15 protein-coding genes are annotated in these 16,085 nt (G+C 73.4%); 5 read left to right on the forward strand and 10 right to left on the reverse strand.

Going from position 1 to position 16,085, the window contains the following annotated elements:
• Positions 1–91: 91 nt before the first annotated feature.
• Positions 92–574, reverse strand: coding sequence for a CarD family transcriptional regulator (locus tag ACZ6NC_RS16695; RefSeq protein WP_030244332.1), 483 nt, complete (start codon positions 572–574; stop codon positions 92–94).
• Positions 575–987: 413 nt separating this feature from the next.
• Between ACZ6NC_RS16695 and ACZ6NC_RS16700 the strand changes: the two genes are divergently transcribed.
• Positions 988–1,659 carry a DUF461 domain-containing protein gene (locus ACZ6NC_RS16700; protein WP_465733272.1) on the forward strand — a complete coding sequence of 224 codons (672 nt, stop codon included), beginning with the start codon at positions 988–990 and terminating at the stop codon, positions 1,657–1,659.
• Positions 1,660–1,799: 140 nt separating this feature from the next.
• On the opposite strand, the gene phoP is transcribed toward ACZ6NC_RS16700, so the two are convergent.
• Both phoP and ACZ6NC_RS16710 read right to left on the reverse strand, forming a co-directional pair.
• A complete protein-coding gene (phoP, locus tag ACZ6NC_RS16705) occupies positions 1,800–2,492 on the reverse strand; it encodes a two-component system response regulator PhoP (RefSeq protein ID WP_148644185.1) in 693 nt (230 codons plus the stop codon).
• A gap of 2 nt (positions 2,493–2,494) precedes the next feature.
• Positions 2,495–3,784, reverse strand: coding sequence for a sensor histidine kinase (locus tag ACZ6NC_RS16710; protein WP_465733274.1), 1,290 nt, complete (start codon positions 3,782–3,784; stop codon positions 2,495–2,497).
• A gap of 306 nt (positions 3,785–4,090) precedes the next feature.
• Here ACZ6NC_RS16710 and phoU point away from each other — a divergent pair, with 306 nt between their 5' ends.
• Positions 4,091–4,777 (forward strand): phosphate signaling complex protein PhoU, encoded by a 687-nt coding sequence (gene phoU, locus ACZ6NC_RS16715; RefSeq protein WP_465733276.1) that lies wholly within the window; start codon positions 4,091–4,093, stop codon positions 4,775–4,777.
• An 898-nt stretch (positions 4,778–5,675) separates the two neighbouring features.
• On the opposite strand, the gene ACZ6NC_RS16720 is transcribed toward phoU, so the two are convergent.
• Entirely contained in the window at positions 5,676–6,434 is a 759-nt protein-coding gene (locus tag ACZ6NC_RS16720; protein WP_465733278.1) for a phosphoglyceromutase, read from the reverse strand.
• Between the two features lie 150 nt (positions 6,435–6,584).
• Here ACZ6NC_RS16720 and ACZ6NC_RS16725 point away from each other — a divergent pair, with 150 nt between their 5' ends.
• Complete coding sequence (locus ACZ6NC_RS16725; protein ID WP_465733280.1) at positions 6,585–7,886, forward strand: MDR family MFS transporter; 1,302 nt, start codon at positions 6,585–6,587, stop codon at positions 7,884–7,886.
• A 36-nt stretch (positions 7,887–7,922) separates the two neighbouring features.
• Here ACZ6NC_RS16725 and ACZ6NC_RS16730 read toward each other — a convergent pair whose 3' ends face one another.
• The gene (locus tag ACZ6NC_RS16730; RefSeq protein ID WP_465733282.1) at positions 7,923–8,477 is read right to left on the reverse strand and encodes a type III secretion system chaperone family protein; all 555 of its coding nucleotides are present in this window, start codon (positions 8,475–8,477) and stop codon (positions 7,923–7,925) included.
• A gap of 47 nt (positions 8,478–8,524) precedes the next feature.
• Positions 8,525–9,898 carry a D-inositol-3-phosphate glycosyltransferase gene (gene mshA, locus ACZ6NC_RS16735; RefSeq protein ID WP_465733392.1) on the reverse strand — a complete coding sequence of 458 codons (1,374 nt, stop codon included), beginning with the start codon at positions 9,896–9,898 and terminating at the stop codon, positions 8,525–8,527.
• A 443-nt stretch (positions 9,899–10,341) separates the two neighbouring features.
• On the opposite strand from mshA, the gene ACZ6NC_RS16740 reads away from it, so the two are divergent.
• The gene (locus ACZ6NC_RS16740; RefSeq protein ID WP_465733284.1) at positions 10,342–11,172 is read left to right on the forward strand and encodes a methyltransferase domain-containing protein; all 831 of its coding nucleotides are present in this window, start codon (positions 10,342–10,344) and stop codon (positions 11,170–11,172) included.
• Positions 11,173–11,298: 126 nt separating this feature from the next.
• Here ACZ6NC_RS16740 and ACZ6NC_RS16745 read toward each other — a convergent pair whose 3' ends face one another.
• Positions 11,299–11,880, reverse strand: coding sequence for an O-acetyl-ADP-ribose deacetylase (locus ACZ6NC_RS16745; protein ID WP_465733286.1), 582 nt, complete (start codon positions 11,878–11,880; stop codon positions 11,299–11,301).
• 237 nt (positions 11,881–12,117) lie between these two features.
• Here ACZ6NC_RS16745 and ACZ6NC_RS16750 point away from each other — a divergent pair, with 237 nt between their 5' ends.
• Positions 12,118–13,584 carry a PP2C family protein-serine/threonine phosphatase gene (locus tag ACZ6NC_RS16750; protein ID WP_465733288.1) on the forward strand — a complete coding sequence of 489 codons (1,467 nt, stop codon included), beginning with the start codon at positions 12,118–12,120 and terminating at the stop codon, positions 13,582–13,584.
• A 157-nt stretch (positions 13,585–13,741) separates the two neighbouring features.
• On the opposite strand, the gene ACZ6NC_RS16755 is transcribed toward ACZ6NC_RS16750, so the two are convergent.
• The 3 genes from ACZ6NC_RS16755 to ACZ6NC_RS16765 all read right to left on the reverse strand — a co-directional run bounded on the left by ACZ6NC_RS16755 (position 13,742) and on the right by ACZ6NC_RS16765 (position 16,077).
• The gene (locus tag ACZ6NC_RS16755) at positions 13,742–14,095 is read right to left on the reverse strand and encodes a DUF2516 family protein (RefSeq protein ID WP_465733290.1); all 354 of its coding nucleotides are present in this window, start codon (positions 14,093–14,095) and stop codon (positions 13,742–13,744) included.
• A 167-nt stretch (positions 14,096–14,262) separates the two neighbouring features.
• Complete coding sequence (locus ACZ6NC_RS16760; protein WP_465733291.1) at positions 14,263–14,814, reverse strand: hypothetical protein; 552 nt, start codon at positions 14,812–14,814, stop codon at positions 14,263–14,265.
• A gap of 18 nt (positions 14,815–14,832) precedes the next feature.
• Positions 14,833–16,077: a helix-turn-helix domain-containing protein gene (locus ACZ6NC_RS16765; protein WP_465733293.1), complete on the reverse strand. Its 1,245-nt coding sequence runs from the start codon at positions 16,075–16,077 to the stop codon at positions 14,833–14,835.
• Between the last annotated feature and the right edge of the window lie 8 nt (positions 16,078–16,085).

Raw genomic sequence — 16,085 nt, forward strand, 5'->3', positions numbered from 1 at the left:
GAAGTGCCACTGCACCACTCCAGGACGGTTCGTCCGGGGAGCGGCGCGCCGGCATCGGGCGCTGTGAGCGGTGGGCGGCAGCCCGACTGCGCTACGAGGCGAGCACCTCGTCGAGCAGCGTCTCCGCCTTGTCCTCGTTGGTGTTCTCGGCCAGCGCGAGCTCGCTGACGAGAATCTGGCGTGCCTTGGCGAGCATGCGCTTCTCGCCGGCCGACAGACCGCGCTCGCGCTCGCGACGCCAGAGATCGCGCACAACCTCGGCGACCTTGATAACGTCACCCGAGGCGAGCTTCTCCAGGTTCGCCTTGTAGCGACGGGACCAGTTGGTCGGCTCTTCGGTGTACGGTGCGCGGAGCACCTCGAAGACCCGGTCCAGACCCTCCTGGCCGACCACATCGCGCACGCCGACGAACTCCGCGTTCTCGGCGGGCACGCGGAGCGTCAGGTCTCCCTGCTGCACCTTGAGCACCAGGTAGGTCTTGTCCACACCTTTGATCTGGCGAATTTCGATGGCCTCGATCAGCGCGGCCCCGTGATGGGGGTAGACCACCGTGTCGCCAACCTTGAACGTCATGTGACAGGACCCCTTCCGTGGCTTTCCAGAATAACACGCTTTTCGGCGCACCCGAAGGGCGTTTTCGCAGGTCAGGGCGGGTCTCGGGGCTTGACAAGGACCCCCATGACGTGCTGCGACCGGTGTTCGACGGGGGCTTCCCGCAGGTCGGAGGCCGTTCCGGCACCCACCGAAACCTGCGGCAACACTCCCGAAACCGTGATTGGATCTTGGGATTTCACCGTTTATCGGGCCGTTTCCCGATCGTGATCCGATCTTGGTCGATTTTGACCTGGACACGGCGATGTGCCGCCGTACGGGCGCCCGGGACAGCTTCGGCGTGCGACACGGGGACCACCCCGTGAGGAGCGCATAAGCAAGGTCGATAATCTGAGACCGACCAACCGCCACGTGACCTAGGAGAAGCCGCCGCCGTGAGCCGCAGCATTCGAGTCGGCAGCATCGCCGCCATCGCCGCCCTCGCCATCGCCTCGCTGTCGTCCTGCGCGGCCGGCAACTCGCCGGACACTCTGGAGATCAAGCCCGACAACGCCCAGGCGACGCTGGGCACCAACATCCGGCTGAACAACATCGTCGTCGTCACCGGGGACGAGACCTCCGGCGAGTACACCGGCCCCGCCAACGTGACGGTGAACATCAGCAACTCCGGGACCACGCCGGTCGAGCTGCAGTCCGTCAACGTGGGCACCAGCGCCGCCGCCCTGGCCGACGAGAAGGGCGCCCCGGTGGGCTCCCTCATCATCCCCGCGGGCGGCGCCGTGCTGCTGGGCGGTGACGGCAACCCGTCCGCCAAGGTCGCCTCCGTCAGCGTGGTCGTCGGCGGCTACGCGCCCACCACGTTCGGCTTCAAGAGCGGCGACAAGGTCGAGACCGAGGCCGCCGTCAGCCCGAACGCCGGCCTGTACAAGGGCTGGGGCCCGACCGCCAGCCCGGCGGCCGTCCCGTCCAAGGCCGCCGGCTCGCCGTCCGCCGCCACCACCGCCGGGGCCACCGCCCCCGCCACCGGTGCGGCCACCCCGGGCGCCACGCCGTCCGGCGCCGCCACCACCGCTGGCACCGCCGCGCCGTCCGCCGGGACCCACTGACCCGCGGCCGTCCAGGGCTGAACAACAGGGGATGCCCCCTCCGGCACCTGCCGGAGGGGGCATCCCTGCGCTCGTGTCCTCTGCTCGTGCCCTGCGCGCGTGTCCTCTGCTCGGGTCCGCGCCGAAGGCCCGACCCGGGTTTACGGCTCGAACTTGTAGCCGAGGCCACGGACCGTGACCAGGTAGCGCGGCGCGCCCGGATCCGGCTCGATCTTCGCCCGCAGGCGCTTCACGTGGACGTCCAGCGTCTTGGTGTCGCCGACGTAGTCCGCGCCCCAGACCCGGTCGATCAGCTGCATCCGGGTGAGCACCCGGCCCGCGTTGCGCAGCAGCATCTCCAGCAGGTCGAACTCCTTGAGCGGCAGGTCCACCTTGGCGCCGTCCACCGTCACCACGTGGCGGTCGACGTCCATCCGGACCGGGCCCGCCTCCAGCGCACCCGGACCGCCGCCCTCGCCGGGGCCCTCGGTCTCGCCGCGGCGGCGCAGCACCGCGCGGATCCGGGCGACCAGCTCCCGGGTGGAGTACGGCTTGGTGACGTAGTCGTCCGCACCTATCTCCAGACCGACGACCTTGTCGATCTCGCTGTCCTTGGCGGTGACCATGATCACCGGGACGTTGGAGCGCACCCGGAGCTGGCGGCAGACCTCGGTACCGGGCAGGCCCGGCAGCATCAGGTCGAGCAGGACGAGGTCGGCACCGTTCCGTTCGAACTGCTCGAGCGCGTCGGGGCCGGTGGCGGCGATGGCCACCTCGAAGCCCTCCTTGCGGAGCATGTACGACAGGGCGTCGCTGAACGACTCCTCGTCCTCGACCACCAGTACTCGGGTCACGATCAGGCCTCCGGGGCAAGCTGGGGGGTTGTTTCTGACAGGGATTGCGCGGACTCCCCGGCGGGGAGCGTGTGGTCCGCGGGGGCCTGCCCGGCGGGCAGGCGCAGGGTGAAGGTGGAGCCCTGGCCCTCGACGCTCCACACCGAGACGGTACCGCCGTGCGAGGCGGCCACGTGCTTGACGATGGAGAGGCCGAGGCCGGTGCCGCCGGTCTGGCGGGAGCGGGCCGGGTCGACGCGGTAGAAGCGTTCGAAGACCCGCTCGCGGTCCTTCTCGGAGATGCCGATGCCCTGGTCGGTGACCGAGATCTCGATCAGCTCGCCGTCGGCCTCGCCGAGGGCGGCGGCGCTGGAGATCCGGCGGGTCGCGATCGCCACCCGGGTGCGCGGCGGGCTGTAGTTGACCGCGTTCTCCACCAGGTTGCCGAGCGCGGCGGCCAGCTGGCCGCGGTTGCCGTGCAGGTAGAGGCCGGCGATGCCGCCGGCCGCGATCAGGATCTGCTTGGCGGCGGCCTGCTGGCGGCAGCGGTCGATCGCCTCGGTGATCAGCTCGTCCACCGCGACCGGCTCCGGGTCGACCATCAGCCGGTCGTCCTGGACCCGGGAGAGGTCGATGATCTCCTGGACCAGGCTGGCCAGCCTGGTCGCCTCGATCTGCATCCGCCCGGCGAAGCGCTGGACCGCCTCCGGGTCGTCGGACGCGTCGGCGACCGCCTCGGAGAGCAGCGAGAGCGCGCCGACCGGGGTCTTGAGCTCGTGGCTGACGTTGGCGACGAAGTCACGGCGGACCGCCTCCACCCGGCGGCGGTCGGTCTGGTCCTCGACCAGCACCAGGACCAGCCGGGAGCCCAGCGGGGCGACCCGGACGGACACCGCGAGGGGCTCGGCGGTACGCACCGTGCCCGGGCGGGGCACCTCCAGCTCGACCTGGCGGATCTCGCCGTCCCGGCGGGTGGCGCGGGCCAGTGCGAGCATCGGGTCGACGGCGACCGCACCGCCGCGCACCAGGCCCATCGCGTACGCCGCCGAGCTGGCCTTGACCACCTCGTCGCCCTCGCCGAGCACGATCGCGCAGGATCGGAGCACGGAGAGTACGGTGTCGACCCCCGGGGGCAGCGGGGGCTCGTGGGTGGTGGTGGCGCCGAGCGCCTGCTGTCGGTTCTTGCCGCTGGTGCCGCCGTACCTGCTCCTGGCCTGTTCGCGCTCGCTCCAACGGAAGGCGATGGAGGCCGTGAGGCCGACGCCGAGCCCGGCTATGGCGCAGGCAGCGGCGGCGGCCACGTTCACGTCCATACGGCCAGCCTAAGCGCACGGCCAGGGCCCTCCCCAAGGGTCGGATCAAGGGATCGGCCGCACGTTGCCGAGAATTCACCTTCACGTAGCTGCCGATTCACCGCACGGGTCGTGCGTGGTCGCCCGGACGGCCGAAAGTTGGCCACGCAGCCCGTGTGGGAGGGGCGGCGGACCGAACACCCGTCCGTCGGCCCCGGTGCGCGCGTACCATTCGCGCCACCAGCAGCGGTCGCCCGAATGCCGTACCGACGGTCGTACGGGACGACCGGTCGGCACCGCCACCGACACAGCTACTGAGGAGAGAGCATGCGCGACGCGTACCACGAGGAACTCGACTCGATCGGCGACAGCCTGGTCGAGATGGCCCGGCTGGCCGGTTCGGCCCTGGGCCGGGCCACCACCGCGCTCCTCGACGCGGACCTGACGCTGGCGGAGAGCGTGATCGCCGCCGACGGCAAGATCAACGACCTGCACCACGAGCTGGAGAACCGGGCGATCGACCTGCTCGCCCGCCAGCAGCCGGTCGCCACCGACCTGCGCATCGTCGTCACCTCGCTGCGGATGAGCGCCGACCTCGAACGCTGCGGCGACCTCGCCCGGCACGTGGCCAAGGTCGCGCGGCTGCGCTACCCCGACTCGGCCGTCCCGCGCGACCTGCACGCGACCGTCCTGGAGATGGGCCAGCTCGCCCAGCGGCTGGTGGCCAAGGCGGGCCTGGTGATCGCCACCAAGGACGTCGAGAAGGCGCTGGAGCTGGAGCAGGACGACGACGCGATCGACGCGCTGCACCGCGAGCTGTTCGCGCACCTGATCGACGACCGCTGGCACCACGGCATCGAGACGGCCGTGGACGTCACCCTGGTCGGCCGCTACTACGAGCGCTTCGCCGACCACGCGGTCTCGGTGGCCAAGCGCGTGGTGTACCTGGTGACCGGCGAGCACGTGAACGAGTTCGTCGCCGCCACCGAGGCCGCGGAGGCCGCCGGGAAGTGACCTGACGGATGGGGCGCTCACCCCGGGGGGTGAGTAAACCTCGGGCCGGGGTGGTGAGGGCGCACGGCCTTTCGGGCGCCCCACCACTGCGCGCCCGTTGACGCTCCCTCCGATCGGCGGTTTCACTCGATGCCGTAGGCACCGAAGTGTGCCCGTCACAAGGAGGGTCCAGCGCGATGAAGGCAAACCCGACTCGACCGACCCCGGCACACGACACCGTCGAGCCGCCCGCCCCGAAGCTGCTGCCCGTCCTTGCGGCCGGCTGCGGCTGCGGTCCGGGCTGCGGCTGCGGCTGCCAGTCCGGCGCCCCCTGCCAGTGCGGCGGCGTCAGCGGAGGCTGCTGCGGGCACTGAGCCCGGCGCCCGGCGGAGTTCCGGGGTGCGCGGCCGCCGTGGGAGACGGTCGCGCGCCCCGGTACCGAGTGGTGCCGTGCTGTCGTTCCCTCCCACGCTCTGCGGCTCCCACTCGATCTCACCGCAACCGGTGACCGTCCCGGCCCCGCAGAGCGCGGCCCGGCTGGGCGGGGTCGTGATGTAGCCGTGCGACTGCGCCGGCAACGCGAGCGTGAGCGGTACCGCGAGCGCGGCCACCGCCGCTCCGACGAGATGACGTGTGCGCATGGTGCTCCTCCGTGGGGGTGGATGGAGTGCGCCGGGCACGGACGCGCGCGCGTGGGGGTGCGGCGGCCGGGGCGATCCGGGGAGATCGCCGGCATGTCTGCGCCAGGTCGGTGCTCACACGGTAGGAGCCGCCACGACGCCCGTCAATGGTCTGAACCACTTGGCCGAATCGCCTACGGGGCGAACAACAGCCTCGCAGGGAAGCCGAGTTGGACGACCGAACGGCAACGGCCCCACTCCCGCACACGGCGGGGAGTGGGGCCGTTTCGGCAAGTGGCTTACTTCTTGCCCTGGTTCTTGACCGCCTCGATGGCGGCGGCGGCGGCCTCCGCGTCGAGGTAGCGGCCGCCCTTGGCGACCGGCTTGAAGTCGGCGTCCAGCTCGTAGACCAGGGGGATGCCGGTCGGGATGTTGAGGCCGGCGATGTCCTCGTCGGAGATGCCGTCCAGGTGCTTGACCAGCGCGCGCAGGCTGTTGCCGTGGGCGGTGACCAGGACGGTCTTGCCGGCGGCGAGGTCCGGGACGATGTCGTCGTACCAGTACGGGAGCATCCGGTCGACGACGTCCTTGAGGCACTCGGTGCGCGGACGCAGCTCGCTCGGGATGTCCGCGTAGCGGGCGTCACCGGCCTGCGAGTACTCGGCGTCGTCGGCCAGCACCGGCGGCGGGGTGTCGTACGAGCGGCGCCAGAGCTGGAACTGGTCCTCGCCGAACTCGGCCAGGGTCTGGGCCTTGTCCTTGCCCTGCAGGGCGCCGTAGTGGCGCTCGTTCAGACGCCAGCTGCGGCTGACCGGGATCCAGTGGCGATCGGCCTTGTCCAGGGCGATCTGCGAGGTGCGGATCGCACGGCGCAGCAGCGAGGTGTGCACCACATCGGGGAAGAGGCCCTCGGCGGCGAGGAGCTCGCCACCACGTGCGGCCTCCTTCTCGCCCTTCTCGTTGAGGTCGACGTCGACCCAACCGGTGAACAGGTTCTTCTGGTTCCACTGGCTCTCGCCGTGGCGGAGGAGGATGAGTCGGTACGTCGTGTCAGCCATGGCCCCCAGCTTAGTGGAGGCCGAAAAAACCCCCTGGTCCGGACCTCCCCTCCGGTGTAATGTGCGCACTGCACTTGTGCCACTTACCTGGCCGCTGTCCGGACCTACCGGTACCGCTCAGCGGCACACCTGCCGCCCGGGAGCCCCCACATGCCCGATCTGCCCGTCTCCGCCCGAATCCGGAGAGCCGCGAGCGAGACGATGGGCGGGATGCCCCGGCAGTTCTGGTGGCTCTGGACGGGCACCCTGATCAACCGGCTCGGCGGGTTCGTCGTCACGTTCCTGGCGCTCTACCTCACCGCGGACCGGGGCTACTCGGCATCGTACGCGGGTCTGGTCGCCTCGCTGTTCGGCCTCGGCTCGGCGATCGCGTCCGTCGGCGCCGGGGTGCTGACCGACCGGATCGGGCGGCGGCCGACGCTGGTCGTCGCGCAGCTCGGCACCGCGCTGTTCACGGCGGTGCTCGGCTTCACCGACGGTCAGGTGGCGATCGCCGCGGTCGCCTTCCTGGTCGGCCTCTGCAACAACGCGACGCGGCCCGCCACCTCGGCGATCATCGCGGACATCGTGCCCGCCGAGGACAGGGTCCGCGCCTACTCGCTGAACTACTGGGCGATCAACATCGGCTTCGGCCTCTCGGCGGCGGCCGCCGGCCTGATCGCCACCCATGGCTACCTCACGCTCTTCCTGCTGGACGCGCTCTCCACCCTGGTCTGCGCGGTGGTGATCTTCGTCCGGATCCCCGAGACCAAGCCGGACACCCCGGCCGCGCAGGCGGGCGAGCCCGCGATCGGGCTCGGCACGGTGTTCCGGGACGCCCGCTTCATGGCGGTGGTGGCGCTCAACCTGCTGCTCGCCCTGGTCGCCCAGCAGGGCAGCACCACGCTCGCCGTGGACATGGGCCGGGCCGGCATCACCTCCACCCAGTACGGACTGGTGATCGGCCTCAACGGGCTGCTCATCGTGCTGCTGCAGATCCCGCTCACCCGGTGGATGGAGAACCGCAACCGGACCGCCCTGCTGGTCGCCAGCGCACTGTTCATCGGCTGGGGCTTCGGGCTGACCGCGCTCGCCGGGTCGTCCGCCTGGTTCTACGCCTTCACCGTGGCGGTCTGGACGATCGGCGAGATCCTGAACGCGCCGACCATGATGGGCCTGGTCGCCGAGCTGTCCCCGACCCACGCCCGTGGCCGCTACCAGGGCGTGTACTCGCTCTCCTGGTCGCTCGCCTCGTTCCTCGGACCGGCGGTCGGCGGAGTGCTGCTGGAGCGGGCCGGTGGTGGCGCCATGTGGGGCGCCTGCGCGGTCTGCGGCACGATCGCGGCGGCCGGGTACGCGGTGCTCGGGCGGCGGCCGGGCGCGGCAACAGCGGGGGTGGCCGGGGGCGCGAGCACGTCGGTGGCGCCCGGGAAGGCGGACGCCGAGGCCGAGCCGGCCCCGGCGGCTTCCTGAACCCGCGGCTGGTCGGCGGGCTACCCGGCGGCAGGGCTACTCGGCGACGGGGCTACTCGGCGACGGCCTCGGCCTCGGGGGCTCGGTGGCCGGGCCGGCGAGGTGGGCGAAGGCGGCCAGGTTGCGGGTGGACTCCCCGCGCTTGGTGCGCCACTCCCACTCGCGCCGGATGGCGGAGGCGAAGCCCAGCTCCAGCAAGGTGTTGAACGGCTCGTCGGCGTTCTCCAGCACCGTCCCGAGCAGCCGGTCCACGGCGTCCGGGGTGAGCACCTCCAGCGGCAGCCGGCCCGCCAGGTAGACGTCGCCGAGCGCGTCGATCGCGTAGGCGACGCCGTACAGCCGGGTGTTGCGCTCCAGCAGCCAGCGGTAGACGGCCTCGTGGTTCTCGTCCGGACGGCGGATCACGAAGGCGTTCGCCGAGAGGGTGTGGTCGCCGACCCTGAGCGCACAGGTGGTGCTCAGCTTGCGGGTGCCCGGGAGGGCCGCCACCAGCGTGTACGGGTCGGTGGTGGCCGGCTCCCAGGCCACCCCGGCGTCGTCCAGGGCGGTACGCAGGAGGGTCAGGGCCTCGTCCTTGGTGCGGATTGCCATGGGAGTGACGTTACTCGGCGGTACCGGCGCCCGAAAGCGGGGCGGGCTCAGGCCAGACGGCGACGGGAGCCGCCGAGGCGGCCGGCCGGGCGGGCCAGGCTGCCGGCGTACACCTCGGCGGTGGTCGCCGCCGCGGTGTCCCAGCCGAACCCGGCGGCGTGCCGGGCCGCCGCCTCCCCCTGCCGGGCGAGCAGGCCCGGCTCGGTGACGTACGGCTTCAGCGCCTGCGCCCAGGCCTGCGGGTCGTGGCCGCGGACCAGCGTGCCGGTCACACCGTCCCGGACCGCGACCGGCAGGCCGCCGACCGCGGCCGCCACCACCGGCGTCCCGCAGGCCTGCGCCTCCAGCGCGACCAGCCCGAAGGACTCGCTGTACGAGGGCATCACCAGCGCCGTCGCCGCGCGGTACCACTCGGCGAGCTGGGCCTGCCCGACCGGCGGGTGGAACCGGACCACGTCGCAGATGCCCAGCTGGGCGGCGAGCTTGTGCAGGCTCTCCGGCTTGGCCAGCCCGGTGCCGGACGGACCACCCACCACCGGCACCACCAGCCGTTCGCGCAGCTGCGGCTGCCGCTCCAGCAGCGCCGCGACCGCGCGGAGCAGCACGTCCGGCGCCTTCAGCGGCTGTATCCGGCCGGCGAAGAGCAGCACCGCGGCGTCCTGCGGCAGGCCGAGCCGGGCCCGCGCGGCGGCGCGCGCCTCCGGGCCGCCCGGGCGGAAGACGTCCAGGTTGACGCCCGGGTGGACGACGGCCAGCTGGTCCGGGCGGGCCGCGTAGTGCAGGGCCAGCTCGGCGGCCTCCTCGGTGGTGTTGGCGATCAGCCGGTCGGCGGCCTCGACCACCTGCGTCTCACCGATCACCCGGGCGGCCGGCTCGGGGGTGTCCCCCTCGGCCAGCGCGGCGTTCTTGACCTTCGCCATGGTGTGCATGGTGTGCACCAGCGGCACGCCCCAGCGCTGGGCGGCCAGCCAGCCGACCTGGCCGGAGAGCCAGTAGTGCGAGTGGACCAGGTCGTAGTGGCCGGGGCGGTGGCCGGCCTCCGTCCGGAGCACACCGTGGGTGAAGGCGCAGAGCTGGGCCGGCAGGTCCTCCTTGACCAGCCCCTCGAACGGGCCGGCGGTGACGTGCCGGACCAGGACGCCCGGGGCCAGCTCGACGGTGGGCGCGTCGTCCGAGCAGATCGCCCGGGTGAAGACCTCGACCTCGATGTCCAGCGCGGCGAGCCGCTTGGCCAGCTCCACGATGTAGACGTTCATGCCGCCGGCGTCGCCGGTGCCGGGCTGGTGCAGTGGGGAGGTGTGGACGGAGAGCATGGCTATCCGGCGCGGGCGGCGCCGACCGCCCGTGACCAGCGACTGGAGCCGGCCCCGCGCGGGCGGGGTCGGCTGGGCACGGCGTACCGAACGGACGGGGTGCTGGATCACCTGGCTGAAGCCTCCTCTGTGCTGCCCGCCTCTGCAGCCCTGCTCTGTCTGCGCGGCGCTCCGCAGCCCTGCCTGCCTGCTGTGCGCCGCCTGCCGTGCGGTGTGTGAGCACCGCCCACGCCGCACCGCCGCGTCGCGGTCGCGGCGCGGGCGGTGAGCTGCCCCGTCCGGGCGCACATCACCACCAGTGTGCCAACCACCGGGTCACCGACCGGCATTCCCGTCTCGGCACATGAGATGGCCCACGACGGCGGACGGGCGGCGGTGCGGGCCTACGGGCGCGCCGGAGTGGGGCGGAGCGCGGCGCGCCGGAGTGGAGCGCGGGACGGCGGGACGCGGCGTGCAGGGGGCGGCGAGGCGGGCGCGGGGCGCGGGCCGGACGGACCGGGGCCGGGGGCGGGCGGCAGGGCCCCCCGGGGCGGCCGCGTACGCTTTTCGGCATGGCCGCCTCCTTCGATTCCGTGACCACGCCTGCCCGCGGGCGGGCGGGGCGGCCGGTGGGAACCGTCACCCGCGGGACCACCAACACCAACCGCCTCCGGCGGATGGACCGCTGGATCGCCCACACGCTCGGCCCCGCGCTGCGCTCCGCCGACCGACCGCCGGTCGCCGTCGACCTCGGGTACGGCGCCGCGCCCTGGACGGCGGTCGAGCTGTCCGGGCGGCTGCGGGCGGTGCGGCCGGACGTCCGGGTGGTGGGGATCGAGATCGAGCCGGAGCGGGTCGCGGCCGCGCTGCCGTACGCCGAGCCGCCGCTGCTCACCTTCCGGCGCGGCGGCTTCGAGGTGCCGCTCGACCGCGGCGAGCCCGCCCAGCTGATCCGGGCCGCCAATGTGCTGCGGCAGTACGAGGAGTCGGCGGTGGCCGGCGTGTGGGAGCGGCTCTGTGCCCGGCTGGCGCCGGACGGGCTGCTGGTCGAGGGGACGTGTGACGAGATCGGGCGCCGGCACGTCTGGGTCGCGCTCGGGCCGCAGGGCCCGCGGACGGTGACCTTCGCGGCCCGGCTCGGCGGGCTCGGACAGCCGTCCGACCTGGCGGAGCGGCTGCCCAAGGCGCTGATCCACCACAACGTGCCGGGCCGGCCGGTGCACGCCTTCCTCACCGACTTCGACCGGGCCTGGGCGGCGGCCGCGCCCTACGGGGCGTTCGGGGCCCGGCAGCGCTGGGTGGCCGCCTGCACGGCGCTGGCGGGCAGCTGGCCCCTGGTGGACGCACGCGGGCGGTGGCGGCAGGGCGAGGTCACCGTGCCGTGGACGGCGCTCGCCCCGTAGGCGCCCGGCCGCTGCCGCGCTGCCGCGCGGCTGAACGAGCCCGGGGATTCACTCGAACGAGTTATCGAATATCTCTGGCGTGTTGACGCCTGGTCACGCCACCATGGGGGGCATCCGACCGGCGCCTCAGTCCTGCCCCTCCAGCCCCCACCCCTCCTCCTTCCGCCCCTCCGACTCCATCGCCCGCCAGACCTGTTCGAACGTCCGGTACGCCTCGGCACCGAACAGCACGAACCGCACCTCCGCCAGCTCACCCGCCGCCCCCGGCACCTCCGCCACGACGGTGCCGAGCGCGATCCGGGCCGCGTCCTCCAGCGGCCACCCGTACACCCCGGCCGACACCGCCGGGAAGGCCACCGTGCGCGCGCCCAGCTCCGCCGCCACCCGGAGCGACTCGCGATAGCAGGAGGCCAGCTGCTCCGCCCGCACGTCGTACTCCTCTTCCCGGTAGACCGGCCCCACCGTGTGCACCACCCAGCGGGCCGGCAGCCGCCCCGCCGTGGTCGCCACCGCCTGCCCGGTCGGCAGCCCCCGGCCCCAGTGCGAGGCCCTGAGCCTGCGGCACTCCTCCAGAATCTGCGGCCCGCCCTTGCGGTGGATCGCACCGTCCACACCGCCGCCACCGAGCAGAGAGGAGTTGGCGGCGTTCACCACCGCGTCCACCTGCTGTTCCGTGATGTCACCCTCGACCAGGGTGATCCGCGTCACCACCGTGTCCGCCCTTCCGGGCCCGGCCCGGCGCCTGCCGGCAGGGGCCCCGGTCATCCCCATGTCCTGTTCACCACACCACCACCGGCGTGGCACCCACCACAACCGTGCCGGTCGGCCAGAGAGTTCCCCGGAGATCACGTTATGGTCGCGAGAAGTTCCCCGACGCAGGGTGCCACGCGGGCACTGCGGACGGACTCCGGCCGTTACGCACTCGGGGAAAGGGAGGATCAACCGATGCCCGCAACGGGAGACGGGCGGGCACCTGGTGCCGCCGACCTGCCGGGCACCCTCGACGGTGCCCGCCCCGGCCGTGCCCGCAACCGGTCCACCGCCGACAAGCCGGCCGGCCCGGCCACGGCGCCTCCCCCGATACCCCACCCCCGGTCGGACGCCGCCGCCCCCGGGCCGTCGCCCGCCGCACCCCAGGCCACCCCGCTCCGGCTGCTGGTGATCGAGGACGACGCCTCCGACGCCGAACTGCTCAAGGCCGCGGTGGCCGACAGCGGCGCCCCGATCGAGATCCACTGGGCCCGCGGCCTGGACCAGGCCTCCGAGCTGCTGGCCCCCGCCTCGTCCCGGCGCGGCCGGGCACGCGGCACCGACTTCAGCTGCGTCCTGCTCGACCTCGCCGCCCCCGCCGACCTGCCCCACCCCTCGGACGCCTCGGACGGCCTGGAAGGCCTGCACGAGCTGCTCCGCCGGGCCCCGCACACCGCCGTCGTGGTGCTCACCGACGCCGCCGGCGCCGAGCTGGGAGCCGCCGCGGTGGCCGCCGGCGCGCAGGACTTCCTGATCAAGCACGAGACGGACGGCCCGCTGCTCGCCCGCGCCCTGCGGTACGCCGTCGAGCGCAAGCGCGCCGACGAGTCCCAGCGCCGGCTGGTCGAGGCCGAGCTGCGCGGTCAGGAGAACGCCCGGCTCCAGCGCCACCTGCTGCCCACCCCGCTGCTGGAGGGCGCCGGGCTCTCCTTCACCCGGCGCTACCGCCCCGGCCGCCGCCGCGCCCTGCTGGGCGGCGACTTCTACGACGCCGTACGCACCGACGACGGCACCGTCCACGTCGTGATCGGCGACGTCTGCGGCCACGGCCCGGACGAGGCCGCGCTCGGCGTGGCGCTCCGGATAGCGTGGCGCACCCTGGTCTTCGCCGGCCTCACCGGCGAGGCCCTGCTGACCACCCTTCAGCATGTCCTGGAGCACGAGCGACGCAGCGACGAGATCTTCGCGACGCTCTGCATGCTGGTCATCGAGCCCGGCGACGCCGCCGGCCGGCTCGACTCGCTCGGCGCCGTCGAACACGCCCGGCTCTACCTCGCCGGCCACCCCGCGCCGCTGCTGCTCTGCGCCGGCCAGAAGCCGGTGATGCTGCCGGCCGACGTCGCCGGCCCCGCACTCGGCCTGCTCCCCTGCGACGACGGCCTGGCCGTCTGGCCCGCGCACCGGGTCGAACTCCCCGCCGGCTGGCGGCTGCTGCTCTACACCGACGGCCTGATCGAGGGCCGGGTCGGGGCCGGCTCGCGCCGCCTCGGCCAGGACGGGCTGGCGGACCTCATCGGCGACCACCAGTCCGCCGGGCTGACCAGGGGCCGCCTGGTGGACAGTGCGATCGCCGAGGTCGAGGAGCTGAACGGCGGTGCGCTGACGGACGATGTCGCCGTGCTGCTGCTGGAGCGCAACCCGGTGCAGCTGATCCTGGGCTGACCGGGGCGGGCCCGCATGACCGGGACGGGGCCGCATACGGAGAGCCCCGGCGCGCGGATGGTTCCGCGTGCCGGGGCTCGACGCCAGCCCTGCCCTCGTCCTGCTCTTGTCCTGCCCGCGGCTGCCCGCGCCTGTACTGCCGCGGACTGCCCGCCGACTACCAGGGGCCGTAGGGGCCCATGTTGCGCCGGTCGCCCCGGCCGCCACCACGGCCGGTCAGCTCCCGGATCGCCGGGCGGACGTCGACCATGTAGACGATCGCCGCGACCAGGCCCGCCAGGGTCAGGAAGCTGGTCAGGAAGTTCGCCCCGAACAGCAGGTCCAGCCCGAACGCGATCCCCAGGACCGCCAGCCAGAACCCCTTGGTCTTCTTGTCCGCCGCCCGGTACGCGTCATCCGGTCGGGTGGCCGCGTCGACCAGGGCGAACAGCTTGAAACCCAGGATGGCGACCGCCAGCCACCAGAACGGGTTCAGGTAGTCCAAGCCCAGGACCTGAGCCACTCCGCCCATCGCGCTCTCCTCTGCGTCTCGGCTCCGGCCTCCCGGCCGCCGCCCATCCTGGCACGGCGATCCGCTCGCCACGGTGTCAACGTCCCGAGGTCACCAGATGTGCCCCGGACGGCCCGGGCTCAACCGGGCCGGGATGGCTCCCGGCGCTCCGCCGGGTGGCCGGCGGACTACTCGGCGCTCTTGCGGGCCCGGGGGGACTTCTTCGCGGCGGGCTCGGCTGCGGGCTCGGCGGCGGCTTCCGCCTCGGGCTCGTCGTCCTCGACCAGCTCGGCGTCGACCGCCTCGGGCTCGGCCTCCACCGGCTTCGCGGCGGCGGACTCGGCCGCCGGCGTGGACTCGGCGGGACGGCCCCGGTCGACGACGCCCTTGCCCCGCTCGGCCAGCTCGTCGTAGGCCTCCTTGGCCTTCACCGCCAGCTCGACCGCGCGGCCGACCTGCTGGAGCGCGAAGCTCTGCGCCTTCTCCTGGAGCACCTTGAAGTCGGTGGGCAGCGTGGTCACCGTGTCCGCGACCTTCGTCTGCGCCTCCACCAGCCGGGTCTGCGCCTCCTGGAGCCTGGCGGTGGCCTTCTCCTGCGCGCCCTTGCGGTCCGCGGCCAGCGCCTCGACCTTGCCGGGCACCTCGCGCAGCTTCTCGTAGGCGAGGTCGCCCGCGCCGGCGAGGGCGTAGAGCGGGGTCGGGTCGCTCAGGGTCTTCTTGATCTCGTCCGTGATCGGCATGGCCGGTCCTCCCGTGGTCTAGGTTGCCGGGCCGGCGGTCTTCGGCCGGTCGGCTTCAGGGTCTTCGGGCACCGCGTCCGTGTCCTTGCGCGCGGCGTTCTCCTTGAGGAAGGCGTCGTAGACCGCGAGCAGCGCCTGCTTCTGCTGCTCGTTGATCAGCGGATCGGCCAGGATCGAGGCCCGCAGCTCCAGGCCCTCGCCCCGCCGTTCCTCCAGGATCCCGGCCTGGACGTAGAGCGTCTCCGCCGAGATCCGCAGCGCCTTGGCGATCTGCTGGAGAATCTCCGCGCTCGGCTTGCGCAACCCTCGCTCGATCTGGCTGAGGTAGGGGTTGGACACGCCGGCGGCCTCGGCCAGCTGCCGCAACGAGTACTGCGCGTTCCGCCGTTGCTCGCGGATGTACTCGCCCAGCGAACCGACATTCAGTGAGGCCATGCGAACAGGCTGCACCACCGCGCTTGCAAATGCAAGCACGGTGCTAACAGCAGCAAACGCGGCGGCGGCCCGGGGCGGGAGGCTCCAAGGCGCGGGGAGGCGGAGAGGCGGTGACCGACTGGTGGCCGCTGTCCGACACGGTGGCGGGCGAGGTTCAGGGCCTGGCCGCTTCGGCGATCCGGGACCAGCGGGAGGCGAGCAGGGTGCGGAGGTCGCCCTCGGGGGCCGACCGGTCGGCGGCGAGGTCGAGGGCCAGCCGGGTGGTGAGCGGATCCGCCGCCAGGGCGGCGAGGACGGTGCGGTGGTCCGGGCACCGGCGCGGACCGCGTCGGCAAGGAAGAGCAGGTTGGCGGCCAGCCCCGCCCAGCGCGGACCGGACGGACCGCACGGGCCGGACGGGCTGGGCAGGCCGGACGGGCCGGCCGAGGCCGACGAGGCGGCGACATGGCCGGTGGCGACGGCCCACGGGTCCGGCGCGAGGTGGCGGACGGTGCCGACGCCGGTGAAGGACGCGGCGGCGGCACACACCCCGCATGGCTCGTGGCTGCTCCACAGGGTGTGCGCGGAGAGGTCCCACTCGGTGCGCGCGACGGCGAGCGCGTTCAGCTCGGCGTGGGCGAGCGGGGTGCCCTGGAGGGGGTCCGCGCCGCCCGGCGGGTCGTACGCGCGGTTGCGGCCCTCGGCGACGATCGCGCCGCCCGCGTCGGTGAGCACCGCGCCCACCGGCAGGCCGCCGTCGAGCCAGGAGCGGTGGGCCAGCTCCAGGCACCGGCGTGCGGCGGGCGCGAGTGCCACCCAGGCCGTCTCGAAGCTCTCGGCGGCCCCCATCCGGCCGA

The organism is Kitasatospora sp. NPDC041988, from assembly GCF_055588525.1.